The sequence below is a fragment of the Flavisphingomonas formosensis genome (genome assembly GCF_009755815.1).
GTDB lineage: Bacteria > Pseudomonadota > Alphaproteobacteria > Sphingomonadales > Sphingomonadaceae > Flavisphingomonas > Flavisphingomonas formosensis.
In genome coordinates this window covers 1-15,928 of sequence record NZ_WRPK01000009.1, presented here as the reverse complement: position 1 = coordinate 15,928, position 15,928 = coordinate 1, and the positions used below count along the sequence as shown (strand labels likewise).

General features: G+C 64.4%; 17 protein-coding genes and 2 pseudogenes. 12 read left to right on the top strand and 7 right to left on the bottom strand.

The genetic code is table 11. The annotated features are described in order from the left end of the window. Positions 1-18 precede the first annotated feature (18 nt). From GQY20_RS22175 to GQY20_RS32955, 9 genes are all read left to right on the top strand, one after another. The gene (locus GQY20_RS22175) at positions 19-1,083 is read left to right on the top strand and encodes a phosphotransferase family protein (protein ID WP_157219347.1); all 1,065 of its coding nucleotides are present in this window, start codon (positions 19-21) and stop codon (positions 1,081-1,083) included. Beyond that, a complete protein-coding gene (locus tag GQY20_RS22170) occupies positions 1,080-1,586 on the top strand; it encodes a hypothetical protein (RefSeq protein WP_157219346.1) in 507 nt (168 codons plus the stop codon). The genes GQY20_RS22175 and GQY20_RS22170 overlap by 4 nt, the downstream gene beginning before the upstream one ends. 168 nt (positions 1,587-1,754) lie before the next feature. Further along, entirely contained in the window at positions 1,755-2,912 is a 1,158-nt protein-coding gene (locus GQY20_RS22165; protein WP_232476193.1) for an NADH:flavin oxidoreductase, read from the top strand. A gap of 178 nt (positions 2,913-3,090) precedes the next feature. Then, positions 3,091-5,202, top strand: a complete 2,112-nt coding sequence (locus GQY20_RS22160; RefSeq protein ID WP_157219344.1) for a PQQ-dependent dehydrogenase, methanol/ethanol family — start codon at positions 3,091-3,093, stop codon at positions 5,200-5,202. Between the two features lie 46 nt (positions 5,203-5,248). Then, the gene (locus tag GQY20_RS22155) at positions 5,249-6,007 is read left to right on the top strand and encodes a tyrosine-protein phosphatase (protein WP_157219343.1); all 759 of its coding nucleotides are present in this window, start codon (positions 5,249-5,251) and stop codon (positions 6,005-6,007) included. Between the two features lie 378 nt (positions 6,008-6,385). Next, complete coding sequence (locus tag GQY20_RS22150; protein ID WP_157219342.1) at positions 6,386-7,555, top strand: acyl-CoA dehydrogenase family protein; 1,170 nt, start codon at positions 6,386-6,388, stop codon at positions 7,553-7,555. A 264-nt stretch (positions 7,556-7,819) separates the two neighbouring features. Then, positions 7,820-7,948 carry a hypothetical protein gene (locus GQY20_RS32855; RefSeq protein ID WP_269769773.1) on the top strand — a complete coding sequence of 43 codons (129 nt, stop codon included), beginning with the start codon at positions 7,820-7,822 and terminating at the stop codon, positions 7,946-7,948. A gap of 231 nt (positions 7,949-8,179) precedes the next feature. After that, positions 8,180-8,683, top strand: a complete 504-nt coding sequence (locus tag GQY20_RS32960; protein WP_408641135.1) for a tyrosine-type recombinase/integrase — start codon at positions 8,180-8,182, stop codon at positions 8,681-8,683. A gap of 9 nt (positions 8,684-8,692) precedes the next feature. Next, positions 8,693-9,085 carry a tyrosine-type recombinase/integrase gene (locus GQY20_RS32955; RefSeq protein WP_332836107.1) on the top strand — a complete coding sequence of 131 codons (393 nt, stop codon included), beginning with the start codon at positions 8,693-8,695 and terminating at the stop codon, positions 9,083-9,085. Between the two features lie 66 nt (positions 9,086-9,151). Here the strand turns inward: GQY20_RS32955 and GQY20_RS22140 are convergent, their stop codons facing one another. The 4 genes from GQY20_RS22140 to GQY20_RS22125 are packed head-to-tail and all read right to left on the bottom strand — an operon-like array spanning position 9,152 to position 11,050. Next, positions 9,152-9,352, bottom strand: a complete 201-nt coding sequence (locus tag GQY20_RS22140; protein WP_157219341.1) for a helix-turn-helix domain-containing protein — start codon at positions 9,350-9,352, stop codon at positions 9,152-9,154. Further along, on the bottom strand, positions 9,342-9,578 hold the full coding sequence (locus tag GQY20_RS22135; protein ID WP_157219340.1) for a DUF2274 domain-containing protein: 237 nt from the start codon (positions 9,576-9,578) through the stop codon (positions 9,342-9,344). The genes GQY20_RS22140 and GQY20_RS22135 overlap by 11 nt, the downstream gene beginning before the upstream one ends. 9 nt (positions 9,579-9,587) lie before the next feature. Further along, on the bottom strand, positions 9,588-9,815 hold the full coding sequence (locus tag GQY20_RS22130; RefSeq protein WP_332836106.1) for a TrbI/VirB10 family protein: 228 nt from the start codon (positions 9,813-9,815) through the stop codon (positions 9,588-9,590). An 11-nt stretch (positions 9,816-9,826) separates the two neighbouring features. Next, the gene (locus GQY20_RS22125) at positions 9,827-11,050 is read right to left on the bottom strand and encodes an IS256 family transposase (protein WP_157219339.1); all 1,224 of its coding nucleotides are present in this window, start codon (positions 11,048-11,050) and stop codon (positions 9,827-9,829) included. A gap of 90 nt (positions 11,051-11,140) precedes the next feature. Between GQY20_RS22125 and GQY20_RS22120 the strand changes: the two genes are divergently transcribed. Next, entirely contained in the window at positions 11,141-12,148 is a 1,008-nt protein-coding gene (locus GQY20_RS22120; RefSeq protein ID WP_157219338.1) for an IS110 family RNA-guided transposase, read from the top strand. 331 nt (positions 12,149-12,479) lie between these two features. On the opposite strand, the pseudogene GQY20_RS22115 reads toward GQY20_RS22120, so the two are convergent. After that, positions 12,480-12,680, bottom strand: a pseudogene (locus tag GQY20_RS22115) (DUF736 family protein); the annotation flags it as partial. 791 nt (positions 12,681-13,471) lie between these two features. Here GQY20_RS22115 and GQY20_RS22110 point away from each other — a divergent pair. After that, on the top strand, positions 13,472-13,747 hold the full coding sequence (locus GQY20_RS22110) for a type II toxin-antitoxin system RelE/ParE family toxin (RefSeq protein ID WP_157219336.1): 276 nt from the start codon (positions 13,472-13,474) through the stop codon (positions 13,745-13,747). A gap of 24 nt (positions 13,748-13,771) precedes the next feature. Next, complete coding sequence (locus GQY20_RS22105) at positions 13,772-14,080, top strand: HigA family addiction module antitoxin (protein ID WP_157219335.1); 309 nt, start codon at positions 13,772-13,774, stop codon at positions 14,078-14,080. Between the two features lie 445 nt (positions 14,081-14,525). On the opposite strand, the gene GQY20_RS22100 is transcribed toward GQY20_RS22105, so the two are convergent. Both GQY20_RS22100 and GQY20_RS22095 read right to left on the bottom strand, forming a co-directional pair. After that, complete coding sequence (locus GQY20_RS22100) at positions 14,526-14,834, bottom strand: hypothetical protein (RefSeq protein ID WP_157219334.1); 309 nt, start codon at positions 14,832-14,834, stop codon at positions 14,526-14,528. A gap of 39 nt (positions 14,835-14,873) precedes the next feature. After that, positions 14,874-15,806: pseudogene (locus GQY20_RS22095) on the bottom strand (IS481 family transposase); the annotation flags it as partial. Positions 15,807-15,928: the final 122 nt, after the last annotated feature.

The following is a 15,928-nucleotide window of genomic DNA, read 5'->3' as shown; positions in this document are numbered from 1 at the left end:
ACATGAAACGAGACCGCGATGGATTTCAGCCCCGACCATCTTCAGCGCTACCTCACTCATAAGCTCGGCGAGCCCCTGGCGATCACCGCGGTGGAGCGTTTCTCGCGCGGAACGTCGCGCCAGACCTGGTTCGTCGACGTCGAACACCGGGGCACCGCAGAGACGCTGGTCTTCCGCACCGACCTCGCTGCTGGCAGTATCGAGCCGACCTCGCTCGACCAGGAATATTTCATGTATGAGCGGCTGGGCCATACCGATGTCCCCGTCGCCAAGGCGCTGTTCTGGGAAGAGGATCCGGCCTGGACCGACACGCCCTTCTATGTCCGGCGCAAGGTGGAGGGGAGCTGGAACATCCCCGGCTTCCTCGATCCGGACCCCAGATACGACGATCTGCGCATCGCTATCTCGAAGGAGCATATCGCCAAGCTCGCCCTCGTCCATCAGGTCGACTGGAAGGGCCTCGGCTTCGATCGCCGCCTGTCCGCGCCGCGCGACGAGGCGGACTGCGCACATCATTATATCGACCTCACGATGAAACAGTTCGAGGCGGTGCGCGGCAGCGGCATGCCGGTGATGCTCGAGGTCGCCGAATGGCTGCACGATCACGCGCCGGTCGCCCCCCGCATCTCGCTGTGCAAGGGCACTAACGGTTTCGGCGAGGAGGTCTTCAAGGGCACGACGCTGGTCGCGATGAGCGACTGGGAGGAAGCCTCGATCGGCGATCCCGCGGCCGATTTCGCCTTCATGCAATATCTCGCGCCCGAATTGGAGCGCGACGGCCGCAAGATCTGGGGCATGGCGCAGGCGCTGGACCATTATCGATCGGTCAGCGGCATCGCCGTGACGATCGAGGCGGTGCGCTTCTACGGCGTGCTGCGCTCGATGCGGCTGATCGCGATGAGCGAGAAGGCGGGCACGGCGACGCGCACCCATCCCGGCCTTGCCGAGATCCGTCAGGCGTGGACCGGCACCGAGGTCGGCTATATCTGCCGCCGCGGCCTGATCGCTGCGATGGGGCTGTCCGATCCTCCGCCCGCCTCCGCGCTGGCAGAGCTCCATGAGACGATCGAGGCACCTTTATGATCACCGTTTCCGCGACCGACTTACTGCGCGTGATCGACGCGACCCTGGTCTCGAAGGTCGAGCCCTCGCTCGGCGATGTGAACGGGCGCAGCGCGCTCGCTACGGTCCGCCATCTGCTCAACTTCGTCCGCGTGCGGATCGAGCGGGAGGGCGCGATGCTGATCGCGGACGATGCGGCGTTGCGGAGGCTGCTCGGCCAGATGGCGGAGTATCACCGTTCTGCCGGGGATAGCGAGGCCGCGGCCGTGGTGACTGCCGCGCTCGAGACCGCTCCGACGTGCGACGCCACAGCCTCGCTCGATGATCTGACCCTTGAGGCAAGAGCGTTGCGCGAGGCGCTGCACCTTGCTTTGGCACGCCTGCAAGGACTACGCGCCGAACGCGGCGATGATCCGGCCTATCAGGCAATCCGCGCGCAGATCCGCGCCCATATCGTCCGTGAGATCGAGGCGGAGGGCGAACTCGTCGGCCCCGCTTTCTTCGGCCGCGGGCCAAGACGCTAGTCTTTCTGTTCTTCCCCGGAACGGGGGTTAAGAGACCGCGTCAAAGACGGCTGCTGCAAGGAAAGAAGTGCGGCTGCAGGCTAGAAGGCGATTGCGTCGGGATATTTGTCGTGCCGGGACCGCGACCTAAGGCAGATGCCGGTCGCCCCGACTGCAGGAGCTCAAGACGTGGCCAAGCCAACCCGCGCCGACCTCGCTCGCATGGCCGAGACGCTGTTCCGGCCGTTCGAAGCCGGCGGCCTTTCCCTGCCCAACCGCATCGTCATGGCGCCGATGACCCGCTGCCTCTCGCCGGGCGGCGTGCCCGGCGCAGACGTCGCGGCCTATTATCGGCGGCGCGCGGAAGGCGGCGTCGGCCTGATCATCACCGAAGGCACCTGGATCCCGCATCCCAGCGCTTCGAACGAGCCCGACGTGCCGCGCTTCTACGGCATGGACGCGCTCGCCGGCTGGCAGCGCGTGGTGGACGAGGTCCATGCCGCAGGCGGCAAGATCATGCCGCAGCTCTGGCACATCGGCCAGACCGCCAAGACCGAGCTGGAAGGACTCTTCACCGACACCGACAGCGGCGTGGACCGGCAGGTCGGCCCTTCGGGCATGGTCGGCGCGCTCGGCGTGATGCCACGGCCGCTGGACAGGCCGGCGACGATCGAGGAGATCGAGGCGGTCGGCGCCGCCTATGTGGAGGCCGCTGCTTCCGCCTATCGGCTGGGCTTCGACGGGGTCGAGCTCCACGCCGCGCATGGCTATCTGTTCGACCAGTTCTTCTGGCACGCGACCAATTTGCGCGAGGATCATTATGGCGGGGATCTCGCGGCGCGCACCCGTTTCGCGGCGGACATCGTGCGCGGCATCCGCGCCGCGACCGCACCCGGCTTTCCGATCGTGCTGCGCATCTCGCAATGGAAGATGCACGATTATGCAGCCAAGCTGGCCGAGACGCCCGCCGATCTCGAACGCTTCCTCGCGCCGCTGGTCGATGCCGGAGTCGACATCTTCCACTGCTCGCAGCGTCGCTTCTGGGAGGGCGAGTTCGGCACCGACCTGAACCTTGCGGGATGGGTGAAGAAGCTGTCCGGCACGCCGACAATCACGGTCGGCTCGGTGACGCTCCAGCAGGAGATGCTGGTCACACTGCGCGGTGAGCCGAGCGCCACCGAGCCCAATCTCGCACAGCTGCTGACCCTGCTCGACCGTGGCGATTTCGATCTTGTCGCGGTCGGCCGCGCGCTGATCGTCGATCCCGACTGGCCCGCCAAGATTCGCGCCGGGGCGGAGGACGCGCTGCTGCCCTATTCACCCGCGGCGCTGGCCACGCTGGCGTGATGGCTTCGCGGTTCCTTTCCCGCTCGCGCGAGGAGAGAAATGCCGCAGCATCGTGGTCGCTCCGCATAATAGTGAGCGGCACGCCTACCACGACGTCGGTTGATCACGCCCGTGCCCCGCACGCAGGATCGCCGCAGACAAGAGGACCGGATGGGCGGGGATGCGTGGAGAAAGAACGATGCGACCGCGCGGCTCAAGAATAGGGGGCCTGGCGCGCCTCGCCGTCACCTCGGCGATCCTACTCGGCGGCTTAGCGCTTTCCCAGCAGCCTGGGCCCGCCTCCCCTCCTGCCCCCGACGCGCAGCTTCGCGACACATCCGACGGCACCGACTGGCCCGGCTATGGCCGCACCTATGGCGAGCAGCATTACAACCCGCTCGACGCGATCAACGCCGGCAATGTCGCGCGGCTCTCGCTCGCCTGGTCCTATGACCTCGGTCCCGGCAACCCCGCATCCATTCCCGTCGCGGTGGACGGCGTGCTGTACGTCTCGAGCGGGCTCAGCGTGGTCCGCGCGCTCGATGCCGCCACTGGCAAGCTGCTCTGGGAGCATGACACGCGCGTCGCCGATGTCGCCGGCGACAAGCTGCGCGTAGCCTGGGGGATACGCGGCATCGCCTGGTGGGACGGGAAACTTTACACCGGAACTCAGGACGGCCGCCTCGTCGCGCTCGATGCGAAGACCGGCACCGAGATCTGGAGCGCGCAGACCACCCTGCCGGGCGACGGCCGCTTCATCACCGGCGCGCCGCGCGTCTTCGACGGCAAGGTGATCATCGGCCAGGGCGGCGCCGACAGCGCCGACACGCGCGGCTATGTCACCACCTATGACGCCGCGACGGGCAAGCAGCTCTGGCGCTTCTACATCGTGCCCGGCAACCCGGCGGACGGCTTCGAGGACGAGGCACAGGCGATGGCCGCCAAGACCTGGACCGGCCGCTGGTGGGAGCATGGCGGCGGCGGCACCGCGTGGAACGCCTTCGCCTATGATGCCGAAACCGACACCGTCTTCGTCGGCACCGGCAATGGCGCGCCGTGGAACCAGAAGATTCGCAGCCCCGGCGGCGGCGACAATCTCTTCCTCTGCTCGATCGTTGCGCTCGACGCGAAGACCGGGCGCTACAGATGGCATTATCAGGTCAATCCCGGCGAGACCTGGGATTTCAACGCGGCGATGGACATGCATCTCGCCGACCTCCGCATCGCCGGTCGGATGCGCAAGGTGCTGATCCAGGCGCCGAAGAACGGCTTCCTCTATGTGATCGACCGTACCGACGGAAAGCTGATCTCGGCCGAGAAGATCGCCAAGGTCACCTGGGCGAGCCGCATCGACCTTGCCACCGGCCGGCCGATCGAGACGCCGGGCGCGCGCTTCCCCGACGGGAAGAGCTTCGAGCTCTGGCCGAGCGAGCGCGGCGCCCACAGCTGGATGCCGAGCGCGTTCAGCCCGAAGACCGGCCTCGTCTATATTCCCAAGCTGGAAGCCGGCGCGATCTACTCCGATCGCAATGTCGACCTGAAGAACTGGAAGCGGCCCGACCACAATGCGCCCGGCCTCGGCGAAACGTTCGACCTTGCGCTGAAGGATCCGCTCCAGAACACAAGTGCGCTGCTCGCTTGGGATCCAGTCACGCAACGCAAAGCCTGGTCGGTTCCCACTCTCGGCGGCTTCAACGGCGGCATCCTCGCCACCGGCGGCAATCTCGTCTTCCAGGGAGAGATCGACGGCCGGCTCAGCGCCTATGCGGCGGACAGTGGCCGCCGACTCTGGCAGTTCGCCGCGCAGGCCGCGGTCGTCGCGGCGCCGATCACCTATCGCGCCGGCGGCGTCCAATATGTCACCGTGCTCGTCGGCATGGGCACGACAGCGGGCGTCGACGCCCGCGCGCTGGGCGGCGTCCGGATCGATGCGCGCACCCAGATGAAGCGCATCCTCAGCTTTCGCATCGGCGGCACCGCCGCCTTGCCCCCGCCGCCCGAGACGCCGCCGCTCGCCGCGCCGGCCGATCCGGACTATCGCCCCGATCCTGCGCTGGCGACGCGCGGCGGCGCACTGTTCAACCTGCGCTGCGTAGCTTGTCACGGCATCGATGCCCAGGCTGGCGGCACCGCGCCCGACCTGCGCAGCTCGGACGTGCCGCACTCGGCCGAAGCGTTCGCGGCGATCGTGCGCGACGGTGCGCTCGTCGAGAACGGCATGCCGCGCTTCGGCGAGCTGAGCGACGCGGAATTGGCCGGCCTGCGCCAGTTCGTCCGCGCCCGCGCAGCGGCCTTGTGCACCAGCCGATGATCGGCGCACGGCCGGCCACACCGCTTCTGAGAAAGGAGAGCCCGCAGTGCAGGACATCGTGAACTTCCGCGACTTCGGGGGCATGCCGTCCCGTTTCGGCGGCCGCGTCCGCCACGACCGGCTCTACCGCTCGGGCGCGCCGCACCGCGCCAGCCCGGCCGAACTCGATCGGCTGCTCGGCTTCTCCTTCGCATTGATCGGCGACCTGCGCTACCGCGGCGAGCGCGATCAGGAGCCCTCGCCCTGGCCCGCCGACCATGCGGTGAACGTCCTCGTCCATGACGGCGGCCCCGATCTGGAGGCACCGCACATGGCACCGCTGCGCGCCGGCACGCTCAACGAGGCGATCAGCGACCGCCTTTACGAGCAGCTCTATCGCGAGCTACCCTTCGACCCGCATTATCAGCCGCTGCTCAGGCGCCTCCTGACGCGCCTGCCCGACGCAGACGGGCGCGTGCTGGTCCACTGCACTGCCGGCAAGGACCGGACCGGCATGGTCGTGGCGCTGATCCAGCATGCGCTGGGGGTGCCGCGCGACGCCATCATCGCGGACTTCATGCGCTCCAGCCGCGAGCCAGGCCTGATGGCGATGGCCCCGGCCTTGGTCGAGACGGTGCGCACGCATCATGGCTGGGCGCTCCCGCTGCCGCTCGCCGAGCATCTGCTCGATGTCCGCCCCTCCTATCTCACCGCCTTCCTCGACGAGATCGAGGATCGCGCCGGCTCGCTCGACGCCTATCTCGACGCGACCGGCCTCGACGCCGCGGGCCGCGAGCGTCTGCGCGATCGCCTGCTGGAGCAGTGACGCCATGGCCGTCCATTATGAGAAGCAGGACCATATCGTCCTGATCACGCTCGATCGCTACGAGCGCCGCAACGCCTTTGATGGCTCCTGGCTTCAAGGCTGACTCAGTGGCCCAGGCTTTCGCGATCGAGGTCCGCGTCGCCGACGAGGTCTTTGCAACCGAGGATGCAAGCGCATTCCTGGAGAAGCGCAAGCCGCTGTGGCGGGGACGGTAGGGCGTTCTGTTCGTCCTTGGGCGGCGAGGATGAGGGCGGCGCGCGCCAGCTGGCTCACCCCAGCCTTACCACCCGAGACATCCACGCTTTCCCGCCGGGGCACGGGCATTGCCGCCCACCGATGCTATCGTGCCCTCAGCGATCGGAGGCACGGGACGACGCCATGTTGATGACCGAAGACAAGCCGCCGAGCAGTTCCATCGACCTTGCAGAACGACTGTCCCCCATCCTCCCCACGGTTGCGCGCCTCATCCCGGATGCATATGCGCAACGCGATCTTCCGGCCGCAACGATCGAGGCACTACGCCGGGCCGATCTGATCCGCCTGTTCCAGCCGCGCCGCTGGGGTGGCTTCGAGGCCGATCCTCGCTGCTTCTACGCGCTGCAGAACCGCATCGCCGAGGTCTGCGGGTCGACGGCGTGGGTCTATGGCGTGCTCTGCGTCCAGGCCTTCGTCCTGGCGCTATTCGACGAGCGCGCGCAGGCCGATGTGTGGGGCGAGGATCCGCGGGCGCTGGTCTGCTCCTCCTTCGCGCCGGTGGGCTCCGCGGTGCCGGCCGAAGGCGGCTATCGGTTGAGCGGGCGTTGGAGCTTCTCCAGCGGCAGCAGCCATGCGCGCTGGACGATGCTCGGCGCGAAGCTCTCGTCGCCGGCCAGCCCGCCCGGCCTCACCCTCTTCCTGGTGCCGCGCGAGGATTTCGAGATACGCGACGTCTGGCACACCTTCGGCCTGCGCGGCACGGGCAGCAACGACATCGTCGCCCAGGACATCTTCGTCCCCGTCCACCGCAGCTTCACGCTCGATCCCGGCATCCAGAACCGGCGAAGCGAGGATCGCCCGGGTTCGCCGCTCTATCGCATGCCCTGGCTCTATCTGTTCGCCAGCTCTATCTCCAACTGGGCGGTGGGCGCTGCGCGCGGCGCGCTTGCCAGCTTTCTCGACGTCACCCGGGCGCGTGTCTCGCCACTGTCGGGCAAGGTGGCAAAGGAGGATCCGGCCGCGCAGCAGGCGGCCGCGCGGCTGCTTGCGGAGATCGACACGGTCGAGGCGATGTACGATCGGCATATCACGATGCTCCAGCGCCACGTCTCGGCCGACACGATCGTTCCGCTGCGCGAGGCTTGGCTTTGTCGGTCTCAGCTCACCGCGGCGCTGCGCAATCTCGCGGCCAAGGTCGATGCGCTGATGCTGCTGCAGGGCGCGCGCGCCATCGAGCTCGACTCCCCGGTCGCGCGTGCTTGGCTCGATCTCAGCGCCGCGCGCGCGCATATCGGCAATGATCCGACAATCGCGACGACGATGCTGGGGGCGGAGCTGATCGCCGGGGACTGAGGGAGGCGTCCCGTATTCTTCCTCCGTTGCTCTGGACTATGATCCAGACACCGATCCGCATGGTATTCGCGCCAATCGCGACGCCACGCCCAGCATACGGGCGAATCCGCGGCTACGTACGATCCATCTCGCAGCATTCTGGGCCAGCCCCCGCCTATGCGAAGGCATGGGTTTTGAACGGATTGGATGGTGGGCTCGCCGAACTCGTCCGGCTTCGCCGCAGGGTCATACTGATCGGGCTCGGCACCTCCGCGGCCGTTCGATGTGCCGACGAGGCACGTGCATCCTGCCCAGTTCGGCAGCCTCGATGAGGCTATCAAGCTCGCGGCTGCCCCCAATATGGAAGCGGGTGCCTATGCCGCCACAGTGATGGAGGATGTGCCGCACAGCTGAAGCATGGCAGGTCCATATGAGACTACAGACGGGTGCTTCGTTCGTAGGGGGTTCAAACACCTCGGACATTCTTGGATATGCGTAGACTAATGACAAGCTTATTCGGGTATGGGGCCATCTTGGGGCCACTCTCGAAATATAGGGGATAAAAATCCAATTATAAAAGATGGATAGTAACCTTACTTCGATTCCCGCTACCGTTCCCGCTCGGCAGCGGCGAACAGCTTTGCCATTATCGCTGCAGAATATTGCGCGAAACGCAAACGGGACGGCACCAAGGCATGGGCACCGGCAACTGCGAAACGCTCGGAATATCTTCTCGGCCAGCTCACTCGCCCGCTCGGTAGCATGCCGATCGCGGACATTACGCCTGCGGATGTGCTCGCCGCGGTCCGAAAGATCGAGAGCGCGGGCAATCTCGAGAGCGCTCGGCGCACATTGCAGCTTGCCAGCGCGGTTTTCCGTTACGCGGTCGCAACAGCCCGTCTTACCTCCGACCCTACCCGCGATCTCAAGGGAGCGCTCTCCTCGCCTCGTGTCACGCATTATGGCGCCATTACGGATGCCACGCGCGTCGGTAGTCTGCTCCGTGCCATCGACGGCTATGAAGGCCAGGGCATGACGCGACTTGCGTTGCTTCTGGCGCCGCACGTCTTCGTCCGTCCCGGAGAACTTCGCCACGCAACATGGGCCGAAATCGACATCGAAACTGGCCTTTGGACGATCCCGGCATGAAAAATGAAAATGGGCAAGGAACATCACGTGCCGCTGTCGCGCCAGTCGGTCGCGATCCTGCGAGAAGCACGGGCTATCACCGGTCCAAACGGATTTGTGTTCCCATCCCTGAGGACGCGCCGCCGCCCGCTGTCGGAAAACACGCTGAACGCGGCGCTGAGGCGGCTCGGCTACTCAAGCCAAGAGATGACCGCCCACGGCTTTCGTGCAATGGCGAGCACCCTCCTCAATGGATCGGGCAAATGGTCATCGGACGCTATCGAGAGGGCGCTCGCGCACGGGATGGGCGACAAGGTCCGAGCCGCCTATCATCGTGGAGCCCATTGGCAAGAACGCGTCGAAATGGCCCAGTGGTGGTCCGACCATCTGGAGGCGCTCAAACAAGCGACTTCCGCGGACTGACCGTCGAGCGCTTCCCGCGCGCGCGAACATCGAAGCGACGAAGCGGCCCCCAAGCACCTTGAGGCTTCAGGGGGTCTGCTGCTCTACAAAGTCGTGGATGCTGCGCATCACTACCAGCCTGGATCGGCCGACCTTGATCGTGGCAATCTGACCGTCACCGATCAGCTCATAGAGCTTGGAACGGCCCAGTCCGAGCATACGCATCGCCTCGGGAATCCGCACCGTGACCGGTTCGGGCGATTGAGCGCGGTCGTGCTCAGCTGCCATGGCGGCCAGCTCCCTTTCCCTTGCGGACGGCCGAGAAGGCCCGATCCGATGCGAGGAAGGATGCGACGATGGCCGGGATCAGCTCAGCCACCGCTTCCCTTTGTCTATATGCCTCGGCATAGGCCGCAGCATAGTCCTCCAATGTCTGATGAAGATCGGGCGGGAGATGGATCGTCAGCTTGACCGGCGTCCGCTTCGGCAGGCGAGGCAATTTGAGGTCGGGCATAAATGCCTCCTATCCGCGCCACGGCGCGAGGATGAGATCCTTGTGGACGGTGAGCAGCACGCGCGCGCCGGGCCGGATGGTGATCGTCGGCTGCACGGCGAGGTTGCGCGAGGTGATCTGGTCGCCCGCGCGCGAGATAGTGTCCTGGGTGGAGAGACGGATCGCCTGGACGAGGTCGCTCTGCCCGGAAAGCGCGGGGAGTGTCCGAAATTCTGTGTAAGTGTGTTGGCGGGTCATTGATCGCGCTCTCAGCGAGCTGAGAGCGCGAAGCGGTCGCCGAACAGGATTGCAAACTGCCCCATGGCAGCGGTCCATTCAATCGGCCTTCGCCAATGGATGCCGGCGTTCTGGATCGCCAGATAGAGCAGCTTCATCGCCGCCTCGTCGTTCGGAAAGCTGCCGCGGGTCTTGATGATCTTGCGGAGCGACCGGTTGAGGCTCTCGAGCGCATTCGTCGTGTAGATCATCTTGCGGATGTCCGGCGGGAAGGCGAACAGCGGGATCACATGCTCCCAGGCGCGGCGCCAGCCGTCGCCGATCGCCGGATAGCGGGTGCCCCAGGCGGCCTCCAAATCGGCCAGCCGGTCGAGCGCCGCCTCGGCGCTTTCGGCGCGGTAGATCGCCTTCAGATCGGGCATGATCTGCTTGCGATCTTTCCACGACACGAACGCCAGCGAGTTGCGGATCAGGTGGACGATGCACGTCTGGACAGTCGTCTCCGGGAAAGTCGCACCGATCGCCTCGGGGAAGCCTCTGAGCCCGTCGACCACGGCGATCAGGATATCGGCCAGGCCGCGCGTCTTCAGGTCGTTCATCACCTTCAGCCAGAACTTCGCGCCCTCGCTCTGCTCGATCCACAGCCCGAGGACGTGCTTGTGACCCTCCATGTCCAGCGCCAGCGCGACATAGACCGCCTTGTTGCGGACCAGTCCCTCGTCCCGGATCTTCACGCGCAACGCGTCGAAGAAGACGATCGGATAGCAGGTGTCCAGCGGCCGCGACTGCCACTCCCTGACCTCCTCGAGCACCGCGTCGGTCACCCGGCTGATCAGGTCCGGCGAGACCTCCGTCCCGTATATCTCCTTCAGATGACCCTGGATCTCGCGCACCGTCAGACCACGCGCGTACAGGCTGATGATCTTCGCATCGAAACCGTCCAGCCGCGTCACCCCCTTCGGCACCAGCTGCGGCTCGAACGTGCCCGCCCGATCGCGCGGGATCGACAGGTCGATCTCGCCTTCCTCCGTCAGTACCGTCTTGCTCGAATGGCCATTGCGGCTGTTCCCGCTCCCCCGGCCACCGGGATCGCCCTTCTCGTAGCCTAGGTGATGCGTCAGCTCGCCGCCAAGTGCGCGCTCCATCAGCGCCTTCTTCAGCTGACGGAACAGCCCATCGTCGCCCAGCAGATCATCCGGCTTCGACAGTCCGGATAGCAACTCGTCCAACAGCTCGGGCTTGATCTCTCGTGTCATCTTCGAGTCATCGTGTAATTTGTGGCTGCTTCCTCAGGCCGGCTGAGCGGCGCACCTTCTGGTTGTCGGACCTGAAGGAAGGAAGCAGCCATGAAGCACTATGCCGGAATCGATCTGTCGATGGAAACATCGCACATCTGCGTCGTCGACGCCGATGGATGCAAGCTTGGCGCGGCTTGCGTGGACAGCACGCCAGAAGCGATCGCCGCTGCGTTGGAACGCTATGGACCTGTTGATCGCGCAGTGATCGAGACAGGTCGGATGACGCCGTCAATCGCGTTGGGCCTGCGCGAATTGGGCGTCGCCATCGTCTGCATCGATGCCCGCCAGGCTCACCAGAGCCTGAAGGCGATGAAGGCCAACAAGACCGATCTGCACGATGCCGCTGGGCTTGCCCAGCTGGCGCGCACCGGCTTCTATAAGGAGGTGCACGTCAAATCGCCGGCGGCGCATGGCGTCCGGTCGGTGATCACTGCACGCGGACATTTGGTCGAAGCGCGCGTCCGGCTTGACAACACGATCCGCGGGCTCTGCGCCACCTTCGGTATCAGGCTCGGGGTTGGCCAGGGCGAGAGGTTCCTCGCGCGGATGCGAGTGACCGCCTCGATCCCCGGCCTTGGCGAGGCGGTGGCGTCGCTACTCCGCGCACGCGAACGCTTGGTTGATGAGATCCGGCAGCTGGATCGCCAGCTCAAGACGATCAGTGTTGTCTCTCCCGCTTGCCAGACCCTGATGAGCATCCCGGGTGTGGGAGTGCAGACTTCGGCCGCGTTTGCTGCCGCCGTTGATGATGCCAATCGGTTCAAGCGATCACGAACGGCGGGCGCCTACTTCGGCCTCGTTCCGCGTCGGCATCAGTCTGGCGAGCTCGACTGGACCGGTCGCATTACCAAGCAGGGCGACAGCACGGTGCGAAAGCTCCTCTACGAGGCGGCCAACTCCATTCTGACACGTACGCGCCAGACCTTCGCGCTGAAGAGCTGGGCGCTAAAGATCGCCAAGCGGCGCGGCCTGCGAAAGGCCCGCGTCGCACTCGCCCGTCGCCTCGCCGTCATCATGCACGCTATGCTGCGCGACGGGACCTTGTTCGAGGCCTGAGATGAGATAGTATCCAGATGCCAGCGGTGATGCTCTCGAGCTGACCTGATGGCGGTGTCCCGCGAGGGAACGCAGGGACGGACGATCTGCGAAGGTTACCGGATGGGCTTCCAAGCCCGCTTCGAGTCAATGCAACGTCCGGCCTTGTGAGACCCGATACAGCACCACCGACCTCCGGGCCGGCGAGTGCGGACAGATCCTTGAAACCCTCAAGGGACAACCGCCGAGCTTCTCCAAATTACAGATCCCTTCCTATCAACAATGGGACCCGCAAACCCTCTTACACAAATTATCTGACACCCTCAGCCCCAGGCGATCTCGGCGCTCCCGTGGTATTCTTGACGACCGCTTCCCACAGCGCGCCGACCTGGACCCAGCGATTGCCGACGTTGAGCGCGACGATCTCGTAGAGCGGCGCCTTGTCATTGGCGCTCTCGACCGGACGCAGGCCCAGACGGGGAAGGTCGATCGTACGGGTTGCGATCGAACCCAGCAGACGGCCGTTGCTCAGCTTGAATTCACCAATGTTCATGACACAGTCCTTTGACGTTCATCGCTCCGGCCAATCCCGAAGCGACACCCGCCAAAAACCGTCTCTCCTCTATGTCCCGCCCTGCCCGTCCACGCTGCGCCAGAGGGATTTCCCGCCACCGCCGACCAGCAGAGCCCGGCGCTCTACCTCTTCGCAAAACCCAGGTGCACCGCTCCGCCCACTGCCCTTCGACGCGGACATTCACCGCTGATCTTGCGATCGACCAAACAACCCTTGCTCCGCGCAACGACAATCATGGCGACGAATGCGGGCCGGTCTCACTGTGCTTTTCTTCCGGCAGTTGATCGTCACCCACAGAGACGAGATTCGGCGGAGCCGAAGCTCGGTCGGAGCGCCGCCCAAGCGGCGCGGAGATAGAGCAACGGTGCCCGCGCAAGCGGGCAGCCGCCTTGCGCCTCTCCTCCCTCGCCGCCGCGAAGACAGCCGCGCGACATCACGGAGCCGTCCATTCGTCCGGCGAGATCGAAACGGGTCTGCTGTGGCGCACGGCCTGCAAGCACTACTCAAGAAATCTATGCTCGTGCTTTATGCGGCGCCGGATCTCCTCGACGAGGGCATAGGCGTGATCCGCCCAGGCCCCCTACGGGAGACCGTCAGAACCTCGTGCTTTGAGTGCGGGGCCGAATACATAGTGAACGCTCTCATCTTGTTGATAGCAATCCAGCAAAGATGCTGCCCGTTGCGGGCTGGGTTGAGGCTGACACCCCGACAGCGCTTTAAGTGTAAGCAATGTGTTGACATTTTGCACGATGTAAGCCATATGCTTACACATGATCCGTTCCTATCGCTCCAAGCCGCTAAGGCTGTTCGCCGAGAAGGGCGACGCATCGAAGCTGCCTATCCAAAACGTGGACCGGTTGCGGCGCATGCTCGCCGCCCTCGATGCAGCCCCGATCCCGGAGGACATGAACCTGCCGGGCTATCACTTCCACGGTCTCGCTACGGACCCGAAGCGATGGTCATGCAGAGTCACGGGAAACTGGCGCCTCACCTTCGCGTGGGACGACATGGACGCGATCGACGTTGACCTAGAAGACTACCACTAAACCAAACCCGCCGAGGAGACTAACATGATCAACCCCATGACGGCCGGACTGCCACCGACGCACCCGGGCGAAATTCTGCGTGAGGACATCCTGCCCGCAGTCGGCAAGCCCAAGGCCGAGATTGCTCGGCTGCTCGGCGTGTCGCGCCAGCACCTCTATGACATCCTCGGCGAGAGGAAGCCCATTACCTCGCAGATGGCGCTTCGCCTCGCAAAGATGTTCGGCACCACCCCGGAACTGTGGCTGCGCATGCAGCAGGCTCATGACCTCCGGATTGATGCTGCCGAGATGGCGGACGAGTTGGAGAAGATCCCGCACCTTGAGGCGGCATAGATGGCTGACCCTGGTGGCTGGATGGCCTACGTAACTCTCGCAATTGCTGTGCTCGGCGCTGGCCTTGGCATACTCAACACGTGGGATGAGCAGGGCTGCTCTATAATTCATGCCGCTACGCTCTTTCGTATCCAGCTTGGCATTGTGGACGCCGTTACGAGCCGGAATCGGCGTTCCGGTCCTTCTCAGCCATCCGTTGCAGCGCTCGCTGACGCAGGTCTTCGGTCACCGGTCTTGAGAATACCTCATGCGCGCCGGTTAGCACCAGCAGCTCCAGATCCTCCGGCGATAGCTGAATCGTTTTGCGAATCTCGATCTCTCGAGAGAGCCGCCGATCTAGCTCAGCTAGACGCCGGCTATACTCTTCGGAACAAGCGATCCGGGCTCAGCCGCGGTCATCAGTTCCGCCTGTAATTCCCTAACCTAATCGGGTCCGCAATCCCCGTTAGGTCCAATCTGGATGCCACGGACGGGAGGTGAGCTTCGACGATAAGCTGCGACGGCTTTTCGGACGAGCGCGACGGTCAATTTCTCCAGCAATGCTCATTGCCTGTGGACCGATCAGATCATCAATCAGGTCCAGCGCGGCATAAAGCTCCGCCAGCGTCCATTCTTGGAGATTTTTATCGGAGGGCATCCATATTTGCATATGATCTCGCCGGTCCAAAAAGCGGACGATCAGGATTACCGGAGTACGAACGATCAGCAATACAGTATAAATGCGGTACGACGCATATATCGTCTTACGATGCAACTTGCGTCGCTGTATCCAAATCCAGGATAGTGAAGCGATCTATTTGTCTGGTTGCGACACATCATTGGCGTAATAGAGCACGTCGTCGATTTGGATCATGAGATCGTCTGATGCGATCGGCTTGTAAAGAGGATTGGCGAGAGAGGGGATGAGCCCGATCCGCTCCTCTACCTTCTGAGATGGTGAACTGCCCTGAAGCGCACGCTGCCTTCGTTGGTTGTAAGCGCGGTTGAAGCCAGTCAGCAGGATTTCAAGGTCAGCATGGCCGGCGACATTGATGCCGAGTACCTCACTGGCGATGCGGCCGTTGAAGCGTTCGACCATGCCATTTGTTTGAGGCGTATAGGGCCGCGTCATGCGGTGAATGACTTTGATCTTCGCGCAGGCGTGTTCAAAATCCTCAGCGGCGAAGCAGGATCCCCTGTCCGTCAGCACATGGGTGATGCGGAAGGGGAAAGCCTTGCTGGCGGCCTTGAGGAAGGCCATCGCGTTGGTGGCATTCTCGGCGTCATAAACGTCCAAATGGACGAACCGGGAGCAGCGATCGATGGCGACATAGAGTAAGCGCTTGCGAGTCTCACCGTCGACCGTCCGCAATTTGGGCAGATGCTTCACGTCGATGTGGACGAAGCCCAGATCATAGTCGTTGAAGCGACCTTGCCCTTTGCGGGGCTGCACCGTGGGTTTGGGCGGCTGTCGATTGAGCCCTTCAGCCTTGAGTACCCGGTAGATGCTGTCGCGATTGAGGCGTGGCAGGAAGTGCCGGAGGACAAAGGCGAGATCATCCAGGGCGAAGCCGGTCGCCCTGCGTACGGCGCAGATGATCGCGCGTTCTTCCTCGCTCCTCGCCCACGCAAGACGGCGGGGTCGGCTTGAGCGATCCAGGACCGCCTGCTCGCCACGCTTGCGCCACTTGCGGACTGTCTCGTCGCTGATGCCATAGCGCTTGGCCACGACATTGGCCGGTTCTGTGGGGTCGTGTCCCCGGTGATGGTGTAGCTCGACGGTAGCGAAGCTAACCGGTCGCGCGCTCATCGCAGGCGCTGTAGCGGCCGGTCAGCTTCGCGGGTGGTCATCGGTGATCTTCGGATAGG

What these genes read in the sequence shown, in the direction of transcription:
- GQY20_RS22175 (WP_157219347.1), top strand. Translation starts at nt 19, where the DNA reads ATGGATTTCAGCCCCGACCATCTTCAGCGCTACCTCACTCATAAGCTC.
- GQY20_RS22170 (WP_157219346.1), top strand. Translation starts at nt 1,080, where the DNA reads ATGATCACCGTTTCCGCGACCGACTTACTGCGCGTGATCGACGCGACC.
- GQY20_RS22160 (WP_157219344.1), top strand. Translation starts at nt 3,091, where the DNA reads ATGCGACCGCGCGGCTCAAGAATAGGGGGCCTGGCGCGCCTCGCCGTC.
- GQY20_RS22150 (WP_157219342.1), top strand. Translation starts at nt 6,386, where the DNA reads ATGTTGATGACCGAAGACAAGCCGCCGAGCAGTTCCATCGACCTTGCA.
- GQY20_RS32955 (WP_332836107.1), top strand. Translation starts at nt 8,693, where the DNA reads ATGGGCAAGGAACATCACGTGCCGCTGTCGCGCCAGTCGGTCGCGATC.
- GQY20_RS22140 (WP_157219341.1), bottom strand. Translation starts at nt 9,352, where the DNA reads ATGGCAGCTGAGCACGACCGCGCTCAATCGCCCGAACCGGTCACGGTG.
- GQY20_RS22135 (WP_157219340.1), bottom strand. Translation starts at nt 9,578, where the DNA reads ATGCCCGACCTCAAATTGCCTCGCCTGCCGAAGCGGACGCCGGTCAAG.
- GQY20_RS22130 (WP_332836106.1), bottom strand. Translation starts at nt 9,815, where the DNA reads ATGACCCGCCAACACACTTACACAGAATTTCGGACACTCCCCGCGCTT.
- GQY20_RS22125 (WP_157219339.1), bottom strand. Translation starts at nt 11,050, where the DNA reads ATGACACGAGAGATCAAGCCCGAGCTGTTGGACGAGTTGCTATCCGGA.
- GQY20_RS22120 (WP_157219338.1), top strand. Translation starts at nt 11,141, where the DNA reads ATGAAGCACTATGCCGGAATCGATCTGTCGATGGAAACATCGCACATC.
- GQY20_RS22110 (WP_157219336.1), top strand. Translation starts at nt 13,472, where the DNA reads ATGATCCGTTCCTATCGCTCCAAGCCGCTAAGGCTGTTCGCCGAGAAG.
- GQY20_RS22105 (WP_157219335.1), top strand. Translation starts at nt 13,772, where the DNA reads ATGATCAACCCCATGACGGCCGGACTGCCACCGACGCACCCGGGCGAA.